Origin of the sequence: Bacillus sp. FJAT-28004 (genome assembly GCF_001280845.1) — a bacterium.
Classification (GTDB): Bacteria; Bacillota; Bacilli; order Paenibacillales; family Paenibacillaceae; genus Pristimantibacillus.
Genome location: NZ_LGHP01000002.1, coordinates 232,090 through 255,631 on the forward strand (window position 1 = coordinate 232,090; position 23,542 = coordinate 255,631).

Annotated in this window: 14 protein-coding genes and 1 riboswitch; all 14 genes read left to right on the forward strand. The window is 44.5% G+C overall.

Going from position 1 to position 23,542, the window contains the following annotated elements; genetic code table 11:
• Positions 1-20: 20 nt before the first annotated feature.
• The 14 genes from AC787_RS23375 to AC787_RS23440 all read left to right on the forward strand — a co-directional run bounded on the left by AC787_RS23375 (position 21) and on the right by AC787_RS23440 (position 23,503).
• Positions 21-2,036: a YIP1 family protein gene (locus AC787_RS23375; protein ID WP_054027384.1), complete on the forward strand. Its 2,016-nt coding sequence runs from the start codon at positions 21-23 to the stop codon at positions 2,034-2,036.
• On the forward strand, positions 2,029-4,257 hold the full coding sequence (locus AC787_RS23380; RefSeq protein ID WP_054027385.1) for a DUF5696 domain-containing protein: 2,229 nt from the start codon (positions 2,029-2,031) through the stop codon (positions 4,255-4,257). The genes AC787_RS23375 and AC787_RS23380 overlap by 8 nt, the downstream gene beginning before the upstream one ends.
• Positions 4,257-5,150 carry a carbohydrate ABC transporter permease gene (locus AC787_RS23385; RefSeq protein WP_054027386.1) on the forward strand — a complete coding sequence of 298 codons (894 nt, stop codon included), beginning with the start codon at positions 4,257-4,259 and terminating at the stop codon, positions 5,148-5,150. The genes AC787_RS23380 and AC787_RS23385 overlap by 1 nt, the downstream gene beginning before the upstream one ends.
• Positions 5,147-6,130, forward strand: a complete 984-nt coding sequence (locus AC787_RS23390; protein WP_054027387.1) for a carbohydrate ABC transporter permease — start codon at positions 5,147-5,149, stop codon at positions 6,128-6,130. Before AC787_RS23385 ends, AC787_RS23390 begins: the two co-directional genes overlap by 4 nt.
• 240 nt (positions 6,131-6,370) lie before the next feature.
• Positions 6,371-7,744: an ABC transporter substrate-binding protein gene (locus AC787_RS23395; RefSeq protein ID WP_054027388.1), complete on the forward strand. Its 1,374-nt coding sequence runs from the start codon at positions 6,371-6,373 to the stop codon at positions 7,742-7,744.
• A gap of 1,145 nt (positions 7,745-8,889) precedes the next feature.
• Complete coding sequence (locus AC787_RS35430; RefSeq protein WP_414731001.1) at positions 8,890-9,972, forward strand: methyl-accepting chemotaxis protein; 1,083 nt, start codon at positions 8,890-8,892, stop codon at positions 9,970-9,972.
• A 118-nt stretch (positions 9,973-10,090) separates the two neighbouring features.
• A riboswitch (cobalamin riboswitch) is annotated at positions 10,091-10,293 on the forward strand.
• A 149-nt stretch (positions 10,294-10,442) separates the two neighbouring features.
• Positions 10,443-14,165 (forward strand): DUF4430 domain-containing protein, encoded by a 3,723-nt coding sequence (locus AC787_RS23405; RefSeq protein WP_054027390.1) that lies wholly within the window; start codon positions 10,443-10,445, stop codon positions 14,163-14,165.
• Between the two features lie 76 nt (positions 14,166-14,241).
• Complete coding sequence (locus AC787_RS23410; protein ID WP_054027391.1) at positions 14,242-15,762, forward strand: S-layer homology domain-containing protein; 1,521 nt, start codon at positions 14,242-14,244, stop codon at positions 15,760-15,762.
• A 221-nt stretch (positions 15,763-15,983) separates the two neighbouring features.
• Positions 15,984-18,107 carry a right-handed parallel beta-helix repeat-containing protein gene (locus tag AC787_RS23415; RefSeq protein ID WP_054027392.1) on the forward strand — a complete coding sequence of 708 codons (2,124 nt, stop codon included), beginning with the start codon at positions 15,984-15,986 and terminating at the stop codon, positions 18,105-18,107.
• A gap of 162 nt (positions 18,108-18,269) precedes the next feature.
• A complete protein-coding gene (locus AC787_RS23420) occupies positions 18,270-20,048 on the forward strand; it encodes a glycerophosphodiester phosphodiesterase (RefSeq protein ID WP_054027393.1) in 1,779 nt (592 codons plus the stop codon).
• 32 nt (positions 20,049-20,080) lie between these two features.
• Positions 20,081-20,812 (forward strand): uracil-DNA glycosylase family protein, encoded by a 732-nt coding sequence (locus AC787_RS23425; RefSeq protein ID WP_054027394.1) that lies wholly within the window; start codon positions 20,081-20,083, stop codon positions 20,810-20,812.
• Positions 20,813-20,842: 30 nt separating this feature from the next.
• Complete coding sequence (locus AC787_RS23430) at positions 20,843-21,631, forward strand: SGNH/GDSL hydrolase family protein (protein WP_054027395.1); 789 nt, start codon at positions 20,843-20,845, stop codon at positions 21,629-21,631.
• On the forward strand, positions 21,628-22,539 hold the full coding sequence (locus AC787_RS23435; RefSeq protein ID WP_054027396.1) for an ABC transporter ATP-binding protein: 912 nt from the start codon (positions 21,628-21,630) through the stop codon (positions 22,537-22,539). The genes AC787_RS23430 and AC787_RS23435 overlap by 4 nt, the downstream gene beginning before the upstream one ends.
• On the forward strand, positions 22,532-23,503 hold the full coding sequence (locus tag AC787_RS23440) for an ABC transporter permease (protein WP_054027397.1): 972 nt from the start codon (positions 22,532-22,534) through the stop codon (positions 23,501-23,503). Before AC787_RS23435 ends, AC787_RS23440 begins: the two co-directional genes overlap by 8 nt.
• Positions 23,504-23,542: the final 39 nt, after the last annotated feature.

Consider the following 23,542-nt stretch of genomic DNA (forward strand, 5'->3'; position numbering starts at 1 on the left):
CAGCAAAGGAAGTCGTGACGATGAAGAGATTTCTAATATTCCTGCTTCTTGCGGCGACCTCCATGCTTGTCGCACCAGAAGCGATACACGCGGAGCTTCCCTATCGAACTGCCTATTATGACAGCAATCAATCGACTTGGCTGCGTATTCAGCCGGTTTATTCGCCGGCAGAAACGAAGGGCGTTCGCTTCGTTGAGCCGATCGACTTGCAGGTGGGAGCAGACGATAAGGTGTATGTAGCGGACAAAGGAGCAAACCGAGTTATTGTGCTCGATAACGACGGGGGGCTGCTGCAGACGATTGGCGAAGAAGAGGGAGCCGGCATGCTCAGCGCTCCAGAGGGCTTATTCGTTACGCCAGAAGGGGTCGTTTATGTAGCAGATTCAGGCAATCAGCGAATTGCTGTCTTCCGTGCTGACGGTACGTTCGACCGAGAATACAAGAAGCCCGCATCCACTTTTCTGGAGCAGGAGCATTTTGTTCCCGTGAAGCTTGTCGTTGATCGACGCGGCGTCATGTACGTCAGCTTGAATTCCTCCTATCAAGGCTTGCTTCGAATGAATGATGATGGGGAGTTCATGGGGTTCTTTGGCGCCAATAAAGCGCAGCAAACGGTGCTTAACTGGCTGAAGAAGCTCGTTCTCAACAAAGAGCAGTTATCGAAGGAGCTGGCCAGTCTGCCGCGTCCCATTACGAACGTTGCGATCGACCAAGACGGCTTTATCTTTACAGCAACAGCAGCTGGATTCGGTCAGGGTGCTATTCGTAAGCTAAATGCCGGAGGCGTTGATGCGTTCAAAAATAAAACGCTGGTAAACGGTCATGGCATCGTTGACGTAGCAAGTGATCCGAAAGGCTTCTTATACAACATCGATATGGAATCGGCGAACATTAATATTTATGACCAAAATGGCGAAGCATTGTTTGCTTTCGGGTTCATCGATAACGCAACTCAGCAATACGGTGTTCTTGGGTTTCCGACAAGCATTGGCGTAGATTCCAAATTTGGTGTCTGGATTTCTGACAGCCGGACGGGAACCATTCACAAATTTGTTCGCACGGAATTCGGAAGCGACGTTATGAATGCGCTTGCTCTCTACTTGGAAGGTAAATATGAGCAGAGCAAGCCTTATTGGGATCGCGTTTATGCACGCAATGATATGTACAACGGAACGTTTCAAGGACTTGGCAAGGTTTACTTGCATGAGAATAACAACGAGGATGCTTTGTCCTTCTTAAAAACAGCGTTTGATACGAAGGGCTACTCCAAAGCGTTCTGGCAAATCCGACTAGAGTTTCTACAGCAGCATTTTATTTGGCTCGTTGCAGGTCTGGCAGCGTTTCTTCTCTTGCTCAGATACGGCCGCCTGCTGCTTAAGAAGCAGCTTGAGCGGCGTCCGCTGCCTGAATCTTGGCAGCGCCCGCTCGGTGATTTGCGCAACCTATGGTATGTAATGCTTCATCCTTACCATGGTTTCTACAAGCTGAAGGAAGCTAGAGTTGCTCCTTGGATTATTATTCTAATCTTGGTATCTGTTGTTGTAGTGAAAATAATAACGATTTATTACACCGGATTTTTGTTCCATCCCGTGGAGCTGTCGCAAATCAATTTATTCGGAAGCCTGGGCTTGTTCGTGGTTCCTTGGGTAACATGGATCATTGCCAATTATCTCGTGTGCAGCGTGAAGGATGGGGAAGGGAAATTCAGGGAGGTCATTCAAGGCAGCACCTATGCGCTTGCGCCTTATCTGTTCTTCTCCATTCCTACATTATTGTTGTCCAATATCGTAACGCTGGATGAGCGAGTTATTGTGGATTCATTGAACACGGTTATGTTCCTATGGATGGGAGTCATGCTGATCGTTATGACCCAGGTCATTCATAATTTCGATTTCCTTGAGACGCTCAAAAATATCGCGATTACGATATTTACTATCGGAACGATTTGGCTGTTTGCTTTCCTTGTTTTCGGATTGTCCTACAATTTATACGATTTCTTCTATCAGCTTTACAAGGAGGTAACCTTCTATGGTTGAGTTCATCAAGCGTACTTCCCTTCGAGTAAAGCTTGCAGCAATCGCATTTTGCGCGTTACTTATTATTATTTTGGCTGTTCTCCTGCAAGGAGATGAGCTCTCGCCAGCACAAGCTCTTGCTTATACGGGAATTAAGGAGCAAGCAGCGAGCAAGGCTCCACTTTATGAAGGTGAGGCATGGAAACCGCAAGCTGGAGCCGATGGTTTCGCCGAGGCGCTGACAAGCGAGGACTTTGCCCTCTATATTCATCCTGCAAGCACACAGATTGCATTGGTCGATAAACGTACCAGTTACAGATGGAGCAGCAATCCGACTGATGCTCAGCTAAGCACCGAAACCGTAAAAGGTGTGCTGCTCGCCAACTTGAAATCGCCTTTTGTTCTGACCTATGTCAGGACACAAGGGAAGGATCAGACGATCAGGGAAGTGCTGAATGCAAACGATCCAAAGGTCGAAACAACGCTGATCAGAACAGCGGATGGGCTTCAGGTGTCGTATGTTTTTCCTGAAAAACAACTGGGCTTTACCATTCAATACGAGCTCACGCCAAAAGGGCTCAAGGTACGCATTCCAACGGAGGGAATCAAGGAGGATGGGGAATATGCCGTCTTTACCGTAGACCTGCTTCCTTACTTTGGCGCTGCTTCTTCTCAGGAGGATGGTTATATATTCGTACCGGATGGACCAGGCGGCTTGATTCGTTTTGACAGTGAGCGGGCAGGCGTCTCCAGAGGATATATCCACCAGGTATACGGTCTTGAACTCACAAATTCGGGAAATTGGACCCGCTCAGGTGAAAGACGGGAGAATATTGCATACCCCGTGTTTGGCATGAAGCGAGGCAGCAATGCATTTATGGCTGTGCTCACGGATGGCGGAGATTCAGCGAATATTGCTGCAATGCCGCCAGGTCTTAAATCTAACCTGTATAACGTTTTTTCCAATCAGATTTATCGCGAGGAATATTTGTATAGAATGAGCCGGCTTGCCGCACCGCTCAAAGCGGTTCAAAAGCAGCGATTGGATACGGATAGAGAGGTGGAATATCGCTTTCTAAACGGTGATGACGCAGGTTATGTAGGTATGGCGAAGGCTTATCGCGATTATATGAAGGAATCCGGCAAGCTGCAGGAGCCCTTAAAGCCTGTTGAACACACTCCCCTGTATCTAAAAATTATGGGAGGAAACTACACGGAAGCTTTTAGCAAAATCAAATATATTACGGCCACGACCTTCCCGCAGGCGACAAATATCGTAAATGGTCTGCTGGAGAAGGGGATCGCTAATCTGAAGGTCATCTATTACGGCTGGCAAAATCAAGGAGACTATGATCTCTACGACCGTTTCCCGATTGAGGAGTCGTTAGGCGGCGAAGCTGCTGCCAAGGATTTTGTTTCCAATATGACTAAGCATGGCATTTACGTATTATTCGAGGACGACTTTGTCTGGATCGACTCGGATCATTCCGATTTATCGGGCAAGTCGAACGGTATTCGCGGCATTGATGAAACGGTATTTGTCGATGAGGGATGGTTTATTAGCAAACCAGCACGGACCGTAGCTATGGCCTATCAAACGATTGAGAAGTTGAAGGAGATCGGCGTATCCGGAATTTTGTACAACTGGATGGGTGAAATGGTGTTCCACGACTACGATCCGTCAGGTATTGAAACGCGCTCGGATACGATTGCCGTTTATGAAGGCTTACTCGATTACACGCAGAAGACGCTTGGCATGGCTGGCGTATACCGGGGGAATGACTATGCGGCGGGTCAAAGCGATTATATTGCTGGTCTGCCACATGAATCGAGCTATGACTTCATGGTTGACGAGACCGTTCCTTTTTACCCGATTGCGCTGCATGGTTATGTATCGTACTCGTTTGGAGACGGAAATCTTCGCAATGACGTGGAAACTGAGTTTTTGAAAGCGATTGAATACGGGGCTGTTCCTTCGTTCTTCCTCACGCACGAGGACTCGCGCAAGCTTAAGTATACGTCCGCCGGCTTCTTATTCAGCAGTCAATACGACAAGTGGACAGACCGCATTTTAAAGGAATATGAGGCATTTGACTCACTATCCGGTTTGTATGCTCAAACGATTAAAAATCACGAAAAACTGTCTGAAAATCGGTTCGTTACGGTTTATGAGGATGGCACACGGGTAATCGTCGATTACAGCAGCAAGACTTTCGTTGTGGAAAAAGGGGAGGGCGCATAATGCAAGCAAAAGCTAGAGTACGTGCAGCGCGCCTTTATCTCTGGAAGCGCTACGGAATGGGATTGCTGTTCATGCTCCCATGGATTATCGGATTTGCGATGTTCGTGATTATCCCGATTAGCTGGTCGTTATTTATGTCCTTTAACAAGGTGCAAGTAGCGGTCGGAGGATTTAAATATGAATGGGTCGGATTACGCAATTTCCGGGATGCATTTTTGAAGGATAACGTTTTCCCAATTGAGCTGATCACTTATTTCCAAGAAATGCTGCTAATGGTTCCGATCATCGTCATTTTCGCCCTGTTGATTTCATTAATGCTGAATCAGAAATTTCCTGGACGGTTCATTTTCCGCGCGTTGTTTTTCCTTCCGGTTATTTTTGCGACGGGGCAAGTGCTCTCAGAGCTGTTCCTGCAGGGAGCAGGAGATATTCCATTCCTGGAACAGTACAATTTGCTGCCGATCGTAGAGGAATACGTAGGCAAACAATTTGCTGAGACGGTGATGGCGGTTTTAGGCAAAGCGATTCTTATTTTATGGTATTCAGGCGTGCAGATTCTTATCTTTATTGCGGGTTTCCAGACGATTTCACCAACGATATACGAGGCTGTGCGGATCGATGGCGCATCGCCTTGGGATAGCTTCTGGAAAATTACGCTGCCAGCCTGCGTGCCATTCATCAGCTTGAATGTGCTCTATACGATTATCGACCTGTTCACATTCCCGCTTAATCCCGTGCTGAAGCACATCAAAGACAATATGTTTAAGGTCGATACCGGTTACGGCTACGCCAGCGCGCTCGCTTGGATTTATTTTGGACTCATCTTCGCGTTGATCGCCCTCGTATTATGGCTGTTTAACCGGAGCCTCAAGACAAGGAAGGTGCATTCATGATTACTGCGATGAAAACGGAGTTCGAGAAGGTTAGCCGCAGCGTTAGGGGAGTGCTTTGGGGCCGCAAAGCCCAGAAAACGAAAATGTTGGTGCTTGGACGAAGTTTGTCTGACGGTTTGCTGGCGAAGCTCATCATTTATCTGCTTCTTTCCATTGTCGCTTATCTCTATTTACAGCCGATACTCTACATGGTTAGCACGATGTTCAAGAACATGAGTGATCTACTTGATCCGACCGTTAAGTGGATTCCGCGAGAGATTACTTGGGAAAATGTGACGAAGGCGCTGAAAGGTCTGCAATATCCGGAAGCCCTTAGAAACACTGCCCTTATATCGGTGACATGTTCGCTCGTACAGGTCATTATTTGCGCAATGACCGGCTATGCGCTGGCTAGGCTGGAATTACCGTTTAAAGGGCTGTTTACGGCGCTGATCATATTGACTTTTTTGATTCCGCCGCAGGTTATCATCATTCCGCTTTACGTTATTTTCAGCAAACTGGGTTTGTTGAATTCGATTTTTGTCTTTCTCATTCCGGCTATTTTCGGGCAGGGGCTTAAGGGAGCTTTGTTTATTCTCATATTCCGCCAGTTTTTCAAAGCGCAGCCGCCAAGTTTGGAGGAGGCCGCGAAGCTGGACGGAGCTTCTACAGCGAGGTTGTTTTTCGGAATTATGCTGCCCCTTGCCCGGTCAGCGTGCTTAGTCGTATTTCTCTTCTCGTTTATCTGGTATTGGAACATGTACTACGAGCCATCGATGTTTCTTACAAAAGGCTTCACGCCGTTGTCGATCCGCCTTGATATGCTGGAGGATGTGCTGAACCCGTCCTTGCTCGGAAATACGCGGACCATTGTTAATCCGATTACGGAAAGTACCAAGATGGCTGCGGCCTTTCTCATTATTTTACCGCCGATCATCGTGTTCATGTTTCTCCAGCGCTGGTTCGTGAGCGGTATTGAGAGAACGGGAATTGTGGAGTAGTTCTTTAAATGTGCTTAGGTGCAGCAGCTCTTTAGGGGGGTGATGTTTCGGCAAACAGCTGCTGGAACGGTTTCTACGTTATAAAGCGTGCTGAACAGCAAAAATCGAGGGGAAGGCTTACGAAGCTAGTTTTGCTTCACAAAACTAAGCGAATGCTTACGATGCTAGTTTTGCTTCACAAAACTAAGCGAATGCTTACGATGCTAGTTTTGCTTCACAAAACTTTTAGGAGGTTAAACAATGAAAAACAAAAGCGCTTTGACATGGATGTTGTGTATCGTATTGCTATTCTCAGTCGTTCTCTCGGCTTGCTCCAGCAATGGAGGCAAAAATGGAGCTTCAAACACGCCTACCAATACGGCGGAGGCGACTGATCCACCTGCCGATGACGCAAACAAACCTGCCCCAGAAGAAAAGCATGAACCTGTTACAATTAAGCTAATTTCATGGTCGGATTCATACACGGAATTATATAAAATGTTTAATGAAAAATATCCATGGATCACGATTGAACAGGTTCCAGTAAACGGCAAACCAATTATGGAGATCATCGCTACGTTGGAAGCTGCAGGAACACCTGCCGATCTAACTTGGATCGATAGTGATTTGATCTCTTTTGACCAAGCTGGTTTAGTCGAAGACTTGACACCTTATATCGACAAGGATATGACTTTCCAAGACGTTCAGCTTCCTGAAGGATTTTTCGATACGATGATATATAAAGATAAAAAACTTGCTGTTCCATTCGTTGACGTGCCGATGTGGATACTCGTAAATAAAGATTTGCTTGCCAAGCATGGCGTCGAGATGCCAGCGAATGATTGGACTTACGATGACTTCCGCGATGTTGCTAAGAAAATTACCGATCCAGAAGCAGGGGAGTATGGCTTAACGACACAGCCTGAATTCCAAATGCGCGTACTTAGCACCAAAGCGATTGCTGACGGACATGCAGCAAACATTCATTACTTAAATGAGGATTTGACGCAAAGCTTGCTAAATACGCCTGATGTTATGAACGATGTTAGATGGTTATCAGATTTCGTATGGAAAGACGGCTCCATGCAGAGCAATGCTAAGGCTGCAGAACAAGGCGATGTTACTAGAGAATTTATTAACGGTAAAACAGGCTTCGCGATCGGCGGGGATTGGGTGCTGCCAGGTCTCAAAAAGGATGCAAAATTCGAATGGGATGTTTTGCCTTTCCCAAGAGGAAAAGTAAGCCAACCAGGTTATAGTATTTATGGTCCACTTTCGTTGCTTAGCGGCTCAAAACATAAAGAAGAAGCGTTCCTATGGATTAGCTTCCAATTCTCAAAAGAAGCACAGAAGTGGAAAATTGACCAAGGCGCGAATGCTTCAGTCATTGATCCTGAATTGACAGCTTATTATGATGAAACGCCAATGTGGGAAGGCAAAAACAAGGAAGCAGTTAAAATAGCAAAAGAAAATGCTAAAATACAGCCGGGTGTAACGGTTCCTGCTTGGTCCGAATACAACTGGAACAATATTTTGAATGAAATTATTTTTGATGGAGCAGATATTAATAGACTGATTCCTGAAACGGAAAAATGGAATAAACGGACGCTAGAGGTTCGTGAATCGTTGAAATAATTGGATCGTAACTCTAGTAAGCTGTACTCGAAGTCACCCTATGTCGCTTAACAAGCGGCAATAGGGTGATTTTTTGTCTTATTAAGGAATAGTATTTCGGAAACATACTCCTATAAAGTAATTAATAATTGTAATATAAATATGTATTATTTGAGAATTTTCATTCTAATTGATTTAATTTACATAACATTTTAGTTAAACTGGTTTAATATAGATAAAATAACAATGGGGGGATATGGAAAATGAAGATGGGATTACGCTCGTTGACGAATAAATTTATGCTTGTCATGGCCGCGGCATTAATCATAATCGTTAGTGTCATTCTCATGTATGAGTGGAATTCTACACGTGTAGCTGTCGAGGAGCAGCTTCTGGATAAGGGCCGTACGATGGCTTTGTCTCTAGCTCACACACTTGAGAAGGTAACGGAGCAGGATTTTAAAACAGGTGTTGTCCTGGAAGATGGAACGAAATGGGATGGCAACAAGCTTAAAGAGGATTTTTTCAACGATACATTGACTGTAAATCCTGAAAGTGAGAAAGTGGCTGAAAAAAGGCTGAAGGACTCAACCTATGCGGGGAAAGAATCGATGTTGTACAATGGAGAGTCCATTCCGCTGTCTCAGTATGAGCTGAAATATGATAGTGCCTATGACCGCTATACGGATTACCGTTGGCAAGGCATTATGGATAGTTTTCTGACCGAGGAAAATGTCATTTTCGCCATTGCGGGTGCTTATTCAGAAAATCCGAATTTTGCAGGTTATATCCCAACGCATAATAGCATTTACAGCCCTATGGGAGAAGATTCAAAAGATGCTTGGGGAGACGAAGATATATATAGTCAAAACTATCGGGCCAATCGGATTTTTAACGATAAAACCGGCTACAATGCCGCTATGAACACTAAGACGGACGATGTCCTCCTGCAAAAGTATAATCGACTTATAGACGGGGAAACGGTAGAAACATGGGATATTTCCTATCCGTTAATTATAGATGGCAAGCATTGGGGCGGCGTACGTGTTGCATTGTCCAAAGAAAAGGCAGATGCGCTCATAGCTTCAGAAAGAACGATGGTTGTCATGCAATTTGGCGGCCTGATGGCTGTTGTATTGATTATTTTGTTTCTTCTATCACAATTTATGGTAGGACGAAAGCTTCGCAAAATTGTTCATGCTGCGATTAATCTTAATTCTAGCGAAGCGGATCTTACTTATCGTATAGAAAATAAAGGAAATGACGAGATTGCTCGTTTAGGAGAAGAAATCAATCATTTTATTGCCCATATGCAAGACTTGATGCGGACGATTCGGAACAATGCAGCATCCGTATCGGATTTTGCAGGTCGATTAGGCGTAGGCTCACATCAGAGCAGAGAGCTCTCATCCCAGCTAGCTTCCTCTGTTCATGAGATGGCAACCGGCGCGGAAAATCAAGCGGATGGCGCGGTTGAGGTAGCAAGGTCTATGGAGGATATGGCAACAAGCGTTGGCAGAATTGCTTACTCCTCAAGCCAAATGTCGGAAGCATCGGGCGATATGCTGCTTGCAGCGGAGCAAGGTAATGAAAAGGCAGATAACGCGGTTGGTCAAATGGAACGGCTTGGCGCAGCAACGGCTTCAATATCACGAGTGATCGGCCAGCTTAATGAGCGCTCATCCGAAATACAAGAGATGGCAGGAACCATTGCTTCCATTGCTAACCAAACCAATTTGCTGGCATTGAACGCTGCAATTGAAGCTTCTCATGCAGGAGAGTATGGCCGTGGATTTGCGGTTGTTTCGAGTGAGGTGCGAAAGCTGGCGGAGCAAGCTTCCTCTCATGCTGGCCATATAGCAGAGACGATTAATGAGGTGCTCACATTGACAGCTGATGCTGTTGGTGCAGTAAATACAGGAGAGCAAGAAATGGAGCAAGGCTTACTGATCGTTCAGGAGCTGAAGACGTCTTTCGATACGATATGGAATGAATCCCGCCTTGTTGCCTCACAAATCGAAGATGTATCGGCTTCAACAGAGGAGATGGCAGCAGGCAGCGAGCAAGTGAGTGTGTCAGTGGAATCGATGGCGCAGGTAGCGAAGGAAACTTCAACCCATGCTGCGCAATCAGCAGTGGATACCGACCGTCAAAATCAGCTTGCTGCGGAGATGCTGCAGCTTGCTTCGTCTGTAAATGAGCTTTCAGAGGAGCTTCAGCGGTCGATTAAGAGATTTAAAATTGAGTAATTTGAAGTTTAGTAGAATGTAATCGTTTATGTATTTGTATAAATTGAAAAAAAACGGTCAGAACCTTTGTCTAATCCTTTCAAATTTGATACAATTCACAAATCAAGCACTTACAATTTCATAGAATAGCTAATATGGTGTTGCCGTGAATCTATCATTCACAAGCAGCTTAATAGGGAAGTTCGGTCAAAGTCCGACGCGGTCCCGCCACTGTATCGCTGAGCAGACGATCATTTTGTCCACTGTCTTATCATGACGGGAAGGAGTTCGTCTTTGCAATGAAGCGAAGCCAGGAGACCTGCCATAGGAGCGCTCTATATTTCTCACGAGGATGGGAGGGAGATGTTTATTCGTGCTTTTGCAATAGGTGGATTCCTATGCTTTCTTGCGCACGTGTCAGCCCAAACATCTTTCCACAAACGGAAAGATGTTTTTTTTGTTGCCAAAAATGATTAAAGGGAGAGAAAACATTGCTTAATTTAAAAAGATTTATGAAAAAGAGTTTGCCTGCCATTTTAAGTTTTGTATTGGTGTTTACTTTATTTGCACCACAAGTAGGTAAAGCGGCAGATCATTCTGCGAATTCGTCATTGAATGAGATGATTGATAAGACGGTTGAATATTATAAAAATAAGAAAAAACCGCTAACATCATGGTGGGAAATCGTAGCGCTTTGGGGCGCAGGCGTGAATTTGAACGACGGCAACTGGCAGTTGCCAAGCTGGGAGACTCAGGAGCCTACAAATCCGGTACTAAAACCGGATAATGGAGGAACTGAGCATATCCGTTACATATTCGGATTGCTTGCTATGGGCGAAGATCCTGCTCATGCGTGGGAAACAGATCGCAATCTGTATGCCGAGCTGGCATCGCAGCAAGATGCTGCCACTGGAGCAATTGGTTCAACAAACAAACATATGTGGGCAATGCTTGCACTTGATACTGGGGAAAAGCTAGGGAGCAACGTTGGAAAATGGGATGCAGCTGCTAAGAAAAAAGCAGTAGATTTTTTGCTAAGCAAGCAACTGGCTGATGGGGGCTTTGCTTACTTCGGCACGAAGTCTGATCCAGATATGTCAGGGATGGGACTGCTTGCACTTGGAAACTACCAGAACGACAGCGCTGTACAAGAAGCTATCTTAAGAGTCAAAGCGTTTTTACAAACGATAAAGTTAAACCAAGAAGATGTTATGTTCAGCACTAACTCGAACAGTATAGCCGCTGTAGTGACCGGCATGACGGCTGCTGGTGAAGATGCTTTGTCTGATGTTTGGAAAGCAAATGATAAAACGGTACTTGATTCCTTCTCGTTGTTCCAGCTTCAGGATGGATCATTTAAATACCTTTTAAATGGCGGAGCTAATTCGATGGCGACTGAGCAGGTGCTTATTGCTCTGCTTGATATTAAATATCAGAAAACGGTATGGCATCGTTTAGAGGAAATTAAACAACCTATTTCTGTTAATATGAGTGTTGATGGCGTTACGGATTCTGTTTATGCCAAACAACCGGTAAACTTCACTCAAATTAAAAAGCCAACAGTGTTGGATGCGTTTAAGACTGCTTTGGATAATGCATCACCAGCAATTTCGTACAATATTGTAGACAGCAGCTACGGCCCTTATATTAAAGGGGTTGCAGGACAAGATGCAGGCACCTTTGGCGGCTGGGATGGTTGGGTGTATACTGTCAACGGCATAGCTCCGAACGTAGGTGCAGGCTCTTACAAGCTTAAAGCTAACGACGAGGTTCGTTTCTTCTATAGCCGTTATGCAGATATTACAACTGGAACAACGCTTGTGAACGGCGCATCAAATCCTTCTGTCGACGTAAAGCTTGTTGGAGATGAGTTCAACAGCAACGCGGCAGTGACGGACAATTGGAAAATTAACACTGAGGAATCAGGACTAACGATTCAGTCGATCGTGAAAGAAAGCGATCAGAAGATCAAACTTAATTTGTCAGGCAAAGCTACAGAAAAAGCAGTGACAATCCAAGCATTGGCTACAGCTTTAGTTGGTAAAAAAGACAGTACTACGATTACACTGCGGGTTCCAGTAACCGCTAAACTGCAGGTAGATGGCCGATCCGGCTCGATTTATAGCAAACAAGCGGTAACGGTGAAAAACACGGTTAAGCCAGTCACTGCATTAGATGTACTAAAACAAGCACTCAATCAAGCAGATCCTAAAATTAGCTATAAAATTGAAGACAGCAGCTACGGACAATATGTTTCTGCCATAAACGGAGAAGCAGCGGGTACATTCGGCGGCTATGATGGTTGGATGTATCAAGTGAATGGCATTGCTCCAATGGTTGGCGCAGGTGAATACGAGCTTAAAGAAAACGATGAGGTTCGTTTTTATTACAGCAGATGGCCAGCTATTTCTTCGGGGTCGAAAATTGCTAATGGTGCTGTAGATCCATCGATTGAAGTTAAACTAGTTGGCGATGAGTTCACTAGTCAAGCGACGGATATCAAAAATTGGTCAATTGATCCAGGAAATACAGGTCTTCAAGTTAATACCTTTACGCAAGATGGAAATAAAATAACGATTTCGTTAACAGGAACTGCAACTGGCGGCGCGATTACGATTAAAGCGCTTGGGGCTGCTTTTGTTGGCGGACAAGATAGTGAAGATCTAATCTCAATTGCCGTACCACGGGTTGTTGGTGATACAACGGATCAAAGCTTTGCCATCAACAAGAACGAGAAAGAGGTTGTAGTTGGCGCAGCAAGCGGGGGACAAGTAACGAACAATGTAACCCTTACGTTTGAAACAACAGCATTGCCAAAAGTAACAGCGACACGCGGTACCACAGTACTTGAAATCCCAGCTGCTACAGTGGTGACAACAACGACATGGGATAAAGCGCTAGTGCTCCCCAAAAATCTAAGCATCGATGAAAGCGGTCTGGCTTCCAAGCTGGATGCAGTACTATCAGCTGACAGCAAGAAAGTAGAATCCATAGCCGTTCGCATTCAAGTTGGCGGTTCTGCAAAAATTCAATTTAATCAGCATGTATCGATCACGCTGAAGGGTCAAGGCGACAAGGAAGCCGGTTTCATTGATCAAGCAGGTGTATTCACGCCAATTAAGAAATATGCAGATTCATCCGTTCGTACGGATGAGGTTTATGCTTACAAAAAAAATAACGACTTAGTTATTCAAACGAAACATTTCACACAATTTCTTGCTTACAAAACTGCTGCTGTAACTGGCGGCGGTGGTGGTACTGCTCCAATTGTCCAGAAGATTACACTATCCGTTGAGAAACGTTCGTTAAACGAAGGAGATTTCGTTGCACCACTTACGGTAACTATACAAGATGGAGATACTGCTTTTAGTGCACTGAAACGTACACTTGAAGATAAAGGTGTAGCTATTGATTTCTCAGGAACAGGTTCAAGCATTTATGTGAAATCGATTGGCGGTCTTGCTGAATTCGATAAAGGCAAGGAAAGTGGCTGGATGTATTCGGTTAACGGCGTTTTCCCTAAGGTTAGTGCAGGCGCTTATTCACTGAAAAATGGTGATGTTGTTCGCTGGCAATATACGAAGGATCTTGGAAAAGATCTTGGTGCGCCATCAGAGCCTGGTGAATCAGGCGGTCAAGTGCCGGGCGAAAATCCAGAACCACCAACAGCTCCGAAATACTCAGATGAATCTAAAATTTCAAGCTGGGCTTTGGAAGCAGTAAATAAAGCAACTGCTCTAGGCTTCATGCAAGGCACAAACACGAGTAATGCAACATTCGAGCCTAAGCGTAATTTGACGCGTGCTGAATTTGCAGCGCTAATGGTCAAGTATTCCGGAGTTGACCCGATTATGGAGGATTCTGGATTTAAGGATGTTAGCAGTCAAGCGTGGTATTATGGGTATGTTAAAGCAGCCAAAGAAAAAGGATTGATGTCAGGTGTAACCGAGACTTCTTTTGCACCGAACCAACCAATTACAAGACAAGAAATGGCTGCCGTTTTAGTTAGACTTAAAGGTCTAGCTGATGCGAATGCTCCACAAGCAGCAATTAAGGATCGTGACGCTGTTGCAGCATGGGCTGTTCCTTATGTAAACGTAGCTTACCAAAAAGGTCTGATGACAGGAGATAACGGCAAGTTTAATCCACAAGCTCTAGTTACACGTGAGATGGCAGCTGTTACGATCATCCGACTTCATGAATTGAAATCATAATTTACTAAGCTGTCTCGTAGGCTATTGCAATAGCTGCGGGACAGCTATTTTCTTGAAAGGAGAGTGTAGATTCGGGATGAACAAAAAATCCGTATCACTTAAATCGTTATTATTGTTGGTTATATACGCATTAATGCTTTCTTGCATCAGTGCGGCTCTGTTGCCTATGCAGCGCGCGGCAGCGGCAGAAACGATGGCGGTAGAGAACGAAATTACAGCAGCTGCGAAACAAATCTTAAGCAGCGGCACCATTAGCGATTGGGAAGCGATTGCCTTATATCGGTCTGGTTATGTGGTGCCAGCAAGCTATTTGAGTCAATTGACTTCTTATTTAAAAGAGAACAAAGGCGAATTCCGCAAAGTAACCGACCTTGAACGAATGGCTATTGCGATTAGAGCGGCAGGTGAAGATGCAACCTCCTTCGCAGGCTACAATCTCATTCAAAGCATCTACAATCATTCGAGAATGACGAATCAAGGCACGAATGGCGTGATTTTTGCATTGATTGCTTTGGATAGCGGCAGCTATAAGGTACCTGCTAGTGCGGTATGGACGCGTGAGAAGCTGATAGACTGGCTGCTCAGTCAGCAAAACGCCAGCGGTGCATTCCCGCTTTCGGAAAAATCCGAGGATAATTTGGATATAACCGCAATGGCAATAAGCGCACTCGCTCCATACCAAGAACAAGCAAATGTGAAGAGCGCAATCGATAAAGCCGTAAAATGGCTGTCTTCCGAGCAGCAAGTAAACGGGGGCTTTAATGCCTTCGGTGACGATAACAGCGAGAGCGTCGCTCAAGTGATTATTGCTGTGACAGCTATAGGCGTTAGTCCGCACGATACAAGCTTTATGAAAAAGAATGGGAGTCTACTGACTAGCTTACTCCGTTTTCAGCAGGCAGATGGAGGTTTTGCTCACGCACTTGGTCAACCTTCTAATGATATGGCGACGGAGCAGGCGATGATGGCGCTAGCCGCTTACGATCGTTATAGCAAGCAGAAACCAACCTTGTTCAACATTTCTGCGGATACAAACTTGTCTGGCGGGAAGCTGCAATTTGCAGATAATAACCTTATATCGATATGGGCTTATGATGCGGTTTATAGCGTGTTCGAAGCCAAAGTGATGGTAGGAGTAAGCGGTACGGAGCTTCGCTTTGATCCGAAGAAGCAGATGACAAGAGCAGAGTTTGCAACCCTGCTCATTAACCTGTTGGAGGAAGCACCTGCTGGTGACGCAGCAAAAGTATTCAAGGATGTCCAGCCGGGCGCATGGTATTACGGAGCTATTATGCGCGCCAAGGAGATCGGTATCATTCAAGGAATCACAGCCGATTCATTTAAGCCAAATCAGGCTGTCACAAGGCAGGAAATGGCGATCATGATTGCCAAAGCTTTCAAGCTTAAGGGCAGCACGGAGTCGCTCCCTTTCAAAGATGCGAATACCATTCATGAAAGTGCTAGAACATACGTCAATGCCGTATATGCGAATGGCTTGATGCAGGGCTCTAACGGCAGCTTTAATCCGAAAGCGTTAGTAACGAGAGAAATGGCAGCCGTAGTAGCAGATAAGCTGCTGCGTTTGCCGGCAGCCTAAATCCAAAAGAAGCGAAATAAAAGAGCGAGCTGCTCTTTTGTTTCGCTTTTTTTTTTTGCATCTAAATGCATAGGAACGAAGTCCTTTTTTTCACTAAACGAACCAAAATAAGGATTATGTTCTTTATAAAGAATCTTGATAGTGGTATATTTAAGAAGTTGAAAGGAGGAGCATTTTTTTGTTGCAATGAGATGAATTGAACCGCAAATAGGAGGTTTAAAGTGAATATATTTAAGATAGTTATGTCACTAATACTAGGATTTCAGCTATTGCTGCAGCCTAATCAGGCTTCAGCTGAAGCTTCGGAATCAAAAGGCTATTATTTGATTGAGCTTTCTAAATTTGGCATTTATAACGATGGTACGCATCCTGTTGAGACAGCAAAGGGCATTAATAACGCGCTGCAATGGGCAGTTAAAAATGGGAAAACAACGACGTCGCTTCCGCCGGGAACTTATTTAATCGATAAAGCAAACCGGATTAATATGGTCAGCAATATGGTGTTTGATCTCCCAATGGATGCGGTGCTTCAGAAGGAAACGAACGATAAAGAGTTGTACCATCTCATGTATTTGGGTAATGGCGTTCATAACGTTACGCTTAGAGGTGGAACCTATATCGGAGATAGGGAAACACATAACTATTCCAAGAAAGACAATAAGCACAGTTCTGGGACACATGAAGCTGGTTATGGCATTATCACGCAAGGGGCAACTGACATTACAATTGACGGCGTCAAAGCGATTAATTTTACGGGAGACGGTCTCTTGCTCGGTGGACATGGCACCATGGCAAAGGATTTATATGAAGATCATTTCGTATTAGGAGCATTCGATGATAAAGGAAAAAATATAGCGAATGCAAAAAAAATCCGAACGAAGCTGCCGCTTAATTTTTCAAACGCTATTTTTAAGACTGAAAAACAATTTGAACTATCTAATGCGATAAAGTTGCCGAATAAATTTGACATCTTCTTTTATAAAGCGAACGGAGCTTTTATTAAGAAGCTGGCAAATGTGAAGGTACGCGAAATGATGGATATTCCTGAAGGAGCTACGCAGTTTCATCTCGTATTCGAACAAGCAACTAAAAAGGGTGCATATGTGGAATTTTGGAACAAGAGAGTTTCGACTAATGTTGTAGTGAAAAATTCTGAATTTGCTTATAACCGAAGGCAAGGAATTACGGTTGGCGGTGCTGATCAAGTACTCATTGAGAACAATGTTCTTCATCATATAAAGGGGACGATGCCGCAATCGGGAATAGACGTGGAGGGCGGATTTGGCGAGAACGGGCACCGCAACAGCAACATTACAATCAAGAGCAATAAATTTCATGATAATGCTTCCTATGATGTCATCCTTTATGATGGGAGAGACGCAATCGTAGAAGACAATCATCTTGCGTCAAAAGGAGCTATCGGGTTAGCTATTTCTGATCCTTTTAAAGGGGCCACCATTAAAGGTAATCACTTTGATGGTTCACGAATTGCCGCAGGTCATGACGCAACATTTATCGATAATAAGATGAATGACTCCTATACGTCGTTTACTGGACCTAATATCAAAATAGACGGCATGACATTTACGGATTCCATGTTTTTAATTAGCGCGAAAGATGCATTTGGGGTGAGTGTATCTAACGTCGTTATAAATAACAATAAAAAAAGTGATTCAGGTTTATCTCTTTGGGGAAAACCGATTCATTTAAAAAATATTACGATTAATGGCGAGGGCAAGCTTAGGGTCGTTACGGGGGGGATAGCCGAGGGATCTACATTCGATAACTTGAAGGTAACTGGCTTTAATAACGATTACGGCTTAGCGCTGCCGCCTGGTACGTACAATAATTGTGTGTTTGAGGGAGCTGCAGGAACCGGTAGATTTGGCTCAATTACGATGTCATTAGCAGGCAAATATGTGTTCGACGGCTGCTCTTTCCAATCACCGGCGTCCCTTGGCGCATTCTTGATCGCTGAACATCCTAAGCTCGATTTGACCATCAAAAATTCGAAGTTCGAGCTGTTAGGCAACTCGCAAGCGATCAGCGTACAATCGGCCAAAAACTTGCTTTTGGAGAAGAATACGATTACGGCGGAAAAACTAACCTCTGATAAAACAGAAATTATTCGAATTAATGATTATTGGAAACGAAAAGATCCGCATGATGTTCTCAAAGCTGTGATTAGGGGAAATACGATTAAAACAAATTTGGCTGCGATCGGCATCGCAACTTTATATGCGGGAACGGGAGCACCTGCCTACCTTATCGAGAACAACATCTTATACAAGGCTAAGCTGCTGCAAAAGAAAAACGATATCCTTAAAAATAATACCTTAAAGTAATTTACAGGCATCCGTTTTCTTCATTCGAAGAGAGCGGATGTTTTTTTGCCTTTTCCGATTCGACGCGGGGGTATGTATATACGCTATAATAAGAGAAGAACTTGTTAAGCAATTCCATTTCTCACACTATAGATCACCAAACAATGAATAGGATGAATGTTTATGCTTAAGCGGCTTGCTAGAAGTATCCGTGACTTTCGTGAAACGTACAAGCAGCATTTGTTGTTTGAATATTTATTTATGCTGTTGACGAGTTTTGTCATCATTCCGATTATTTCTTTTATTTTTAACCGTATGCTTCGTGTACTCGGATCTGGTTCCGTCTTGAATGGCGATGTTTACAAAATCGGGCTGAGTTATACGGGGGTTGCGGGATTAATCGCGATTTGTTTAGTAGCCGTACTTGTGCTTTTTATCGAGTTTGGCGTAGTCATTACGATTTCTCAGCAGCATTATTTTGGCAAAGCGGTACTCATATCCGATGCTGTGTTAACGACGCTGAGGCAAACGCCTAAACTATTTGGATTTGGCTTGATTCAGCTGCTGTTCTTTCTGTTGTTCCTTGTTCCATTTATTGATTCGCCGCTGTCATCGTCCCTATTTGCGCAGTTTAATGTCCCGATATTTTTCAATAGCCGCGTGTTGAGCTCGTCTATGGTTATGCTTGCTTTGTACGGCTTTTTGTTCTTGGCGGGATTGTACACCATTTTGAGATGGATTTTCGTTTTGCATTTTATTATGATCGAAGACAAATCCATTCGTATGGCAATTAGAAGCAGCCTCATGTTAACGAAGGGAAAGCGTTTGTCTATCTTTGTTAATTTATTTTTGCTTAATGCGGTTGTGTTCGCGCTTGGTTTTGTGGCCATTTCATCTGTCGCTTATTTGCCAGCCTGGTTGGACATCAATGTGCTTAAAGTGGTATCTAACCATTATTCATTAACGTTAACTACGGTACTTACCTATATGTTCACACTGTTGCTCGTTCCGATTAATATCATTTTTTTGACCAGGCTTTTTTATCATTTTAAACGTACACGAGGCGTGATGCCGAGAGATCAGCTGCGTTTATACAAAAACGGTTGGGTAGGCCCTCTAGAGAAACGTCTAATGACTTTTCTAAAAGGAAGAACAAGGAAGCGAGTGTTGTATAGCTCTATATTGGCCGCTTATTTAGCACTCGCGCTGTTTGTGAGCTATGCCGCTAATGATCAATTGGTTTATGTCAAATGGAGTGTGCTTTTGTCTGCGCATCGCGGGGATACGCAGGTTGCACCGGAAAACTCGCTCGCTGCGGTTCGCAGCTCCGTGGAGCAAGGCATCGATGCCGTTGAAATTGACGTACAGATGACAAAGGACGGCGTAGTCGTCCTTAATCATGACTTTAATTTACAGCGAATGGCAGGGGTGCCAAAGCGGGTTAGCGAGCTGAACTATGAGGAAATTGCAAGGCTGAACATTGGCAAATCTGGTGGTGAATTAGATGAGATTGTACGAATTCCTATGTTATCCGAGGTGCTCGCCGAGGTGCAGGGGAGATCAAAGCTGATTATTGACCTTAAGCCTTATGGTTCGGGCGAAGAATTAGCTGCACATGTTGTAGCCTTAATTGAACAGTTTGATATGGTACAGGACTGTTATATCCAGTCATTCGATCGGGTTACGCTGCAGCAAATTCGGTCACTGAATCCCGATATTAAAATAGGGCAAATCTTATATTTTGCACTCGGTGATCTCTCACTTCTTGATGTTGATTTCTACACGATCGAGCAGGTTATGTTGACAGAACAGCTCGTGGAGCGTGCGCATAAAAAGGGCCGCGAGGTATGGGTATGGACAGTCAATAGCGAGCGGAATTTAAAAGAAGTGCTGAAATTCGAAATCGACGGCATTATTACCGATTACCCTGCGCGCGCGCACAATATGGTTGAGTTAAAATGAGAACATGCAGATGAGCTAGGGGAGCGGAAACCGTGACACAAATTGAAAAATATAAATCCTTTATTGAGTCGCTCCCTGCGGGCAGCTTGTCCAAGGAACAGCTGTTTGTGAAGGATTTGCTTATTCAAGAAGAGCATGACATGTCGATCTATTACGTGCCTTACGAATATGTGAATAGCGCTGCTAAAGTGATGATTATCGGCATTACGCCTGGGTTTACTCAAATGGAGCTGGCGTTACGCAGCGCACGGGAGGATCTCGTAAATGGGGTGTCTTATGAGCTCATTGATCAACGTGCGAAGAAGCTTGCCAGCTTTGCTGGCTCAATGAGAAAAAATTTGATCGAAATGCTCGATCAAATCGGATTGCCTGCCGCGCTTGGCATAAAGAGCAGCGAATTATTATTTTATGAGCTCAGAGAGTTACTGCATACGACATCTGTCATTCGGTATCCCGTATTCATTAAGGGCAAAAATTACACAGGACATAGCCCCGTCATTTTGAAATCAGAGACGCTTTATCATTATGCAGAAAGCATTTTTCTTCCAGAATTGCTGGCGGTAAAAGATGCGCTTGTCTTACCGCTTGGCAAGTCGGTATCCGATGTGGTACAGCATTTCGCTAATAAAGGGTGGATAGATAAAGAAAGATGCGTGTTCGAAATGCCGCATCCCTCGGGAGCAAATGGTCATCGAAAAAGCCAGTTTGAGCAAAGTAAAACAGGAATGCAGCAGCAAGTGTTGGAGTGGTTCAGCCATAAATAGCAGCTATAGAAAGAGAAGGGATGATTGGGGATGCATAGTAGAAAAGTTCGCATGATTACCTCTTTTGCGTTTCTTGCCAGTCTCTTATGGATATTTGCATTAGGCTGGTCGATAAAGGATTATTTGTTTGGAGCAACGAGCCAATCATCCGTTCAGCAAGATACGGAACAAGCAGCGGAAGCATCCAATGAGCTAAAGATCATTGCTCTAGGTGATTCGTTAACAAGAGGAACAGGTGATATTGAAGGAAAAGGATATGTGGGTTATGTCAGCGATCAGCTGAAGCAAGCAGGTACAGAGGTTTCCTTAATTAACTTAGGCATTAAGGGGCTTACCTCTTCACTGCTAGTGGAGCAGATGAAACAAAAGGAGATCGAGCGGCAAATTGGACAAGCAGACATTATTCTGATGACCATTGGCGGCAATGACTTATTTCTTGGTGGTCAATCGCTTACGGATCTGTCGGAGGCTAGTATTTCGGGATTAGAAGAAGCGTATTTCATTCATCTAAAAACGATTCTGACGAATATTCGTGCCGTTAACACCGAAGCTGCCGTTTACTTGCTTGGACTGTATAATCCTTTCAGCGAATTTCAGAATGGAGAGTTAATGTCGACTGTTGTAAGGAATTGGAACAGCAAAACGGCGGAGACGCTTGCACAATATTCGAAAGCCATATTTGTACCGACCTATGATTTGTTTCAGCTGAATGCAGAGAAACTTTTATTCACTGATCATTTCCACCCAAATGAGACAGGGTATCGCTTAATGGCTGAGCGGGTAGCCGCGTTAGTTGCTGAGGCAGGAGGACAACCATGAGCGACATCACATTAGCGGTTCAGGGACTACGGAAGGTGATTGGCAAGCGGACGATTATCAAAGATTTAAGTTTTGAGCTGAAGCGTGGCGAAGTATTTGGTTTCCTCGGTCCTAACGGGGCGGGGAAAACGACCACGATTCGAATGCTGGTCGGCTTAATTAAGCCGACCTCCGGTACCATTCATATATGCGGATTAGATATAGCTAAACATTTTACAAAAGCAATGCGGCATTTAGGTTGTATCGTAGAAAACCCAGAGCTGTATCCATTCTTAAGCGGAATGGACAATCTTCGTCACTTTGCCGTTATGATTAGCGGAATTTCGCAGGAGCGGATTCATGAGGTCGTCAGGCTGGTCGGCATGCAGGATCGGGTAAATGATAAAGTAAGCACCTATTCGCTTGGGATGAGGCAGCGACTTGGGATCGCGCAGGCACTGCTAGGCAAGCCGGATGTCCTCATACTGGACGAGCCAACGAATGGACTTGATCCATCGGGAATTAGAGAAATGCGTGCGTTCATTCGGTTTTTGGCAGAGGAAGAAGGATTAACCGTGCTCGTATCGAGTCATTTGCTGCATGAAATTCAATTGATGTGTGATCGGGTTGCGATTATTTCCAAGGGCGAAATCATTCGAGTGGATTCTGTGAAGCAGTTATTGTCCAGTGAAGAACGTCTAGTATGGCGCATACAGCCGCAAGCACTAGGCAAAACGATTCTGAGCGGCCTTACGAGTGTTCTTAGCGAGACGGAGGATACGGTTACGACGGCTTACGTAGAACATTCAGTTGGTGAGTGGAATCGCAAACTTGTGGAAGCTGGGGTCAGTGTGCTGGAGATGAATCGGAAGCTTCCAGCGCTTGAAGATCTATTTCTTGAGCTGACAGGAGGTGAATCCATTGATTAATCTCGTTCAAAATGAAATGACGAAGCTGGTCGGCAAACGACGTTTTAGCGTGATCTCGATCATTATTATAGTCCTTCTCTCTATGTTTACTTATGCGCAGGCGAAACAGTCAGAATCGGTCAAGGAACGATTAGGCAACGTGGATTGGCGCACCGAATTGCAGCAGCAAATTGTTGATATGCAAAATCGATTGAGCAGCGCCGGACAATGGCGGGAGCAAATTCAAATTCAAATCAAGCAATCCGAATATTATTTGGACAATAATGTGAATCCCTCCGAGCCTGGAGCTCCAACCTTTATTAGAGGTTTTGTTCAAAATTCAGCGGAGCTGTTTCTACCTTTGCTCATTATGATTATAGCAGTTGATATCGTCTCATCGGAGCGAAGCATGGGAACAATAAAGCTGCTGCTAACCCGCCCGGTGAGCCGGTTCAAAATTTTGCTTAGCAAATATATCGCGCTTATTTTGTCCGTCTCCTTAGTTATTTTCATATTTGGTTTGTTGTCTTACATCATCTCAGCCATTATGTTTGGCAATCAAGGCTGGTCGGCTCCAGTATTGACTGGATTCTCCACACAAGGAGGCGAGCTGGACATATCGGGCGTACGCCTTGTATCACAATGGCAATATATCATGCAGCAATTTGGACTCGCATGGTTTATATCGCTCGTAGTTGGGACGTTATCCTTCATGCTGTCCATTCTAATGAGAAGCAGCGCAGCCGGTATGGGCACAATGCTTGCGTGCTTAATCGCAGGTGCAATTCTGAGCAACATGGTATCCTCATGGGATTCGGCCAAATATTTGTTCATGGTCAACCTTGGGCTGATGGACTATGTCAGCGGATCTGCTCCTCCAATTGAGGGCATGACACTTGGCTTCTCGATTGCCGTGCTGGCCGCTTGGATGGTCGGTTCGCTGCTCGTTTCGTTTACAGTGTTTATGAGAAAAGACATTTATTAATGATGATGAAGGCTGTCTGACTCGTCCTAAAATGCTACT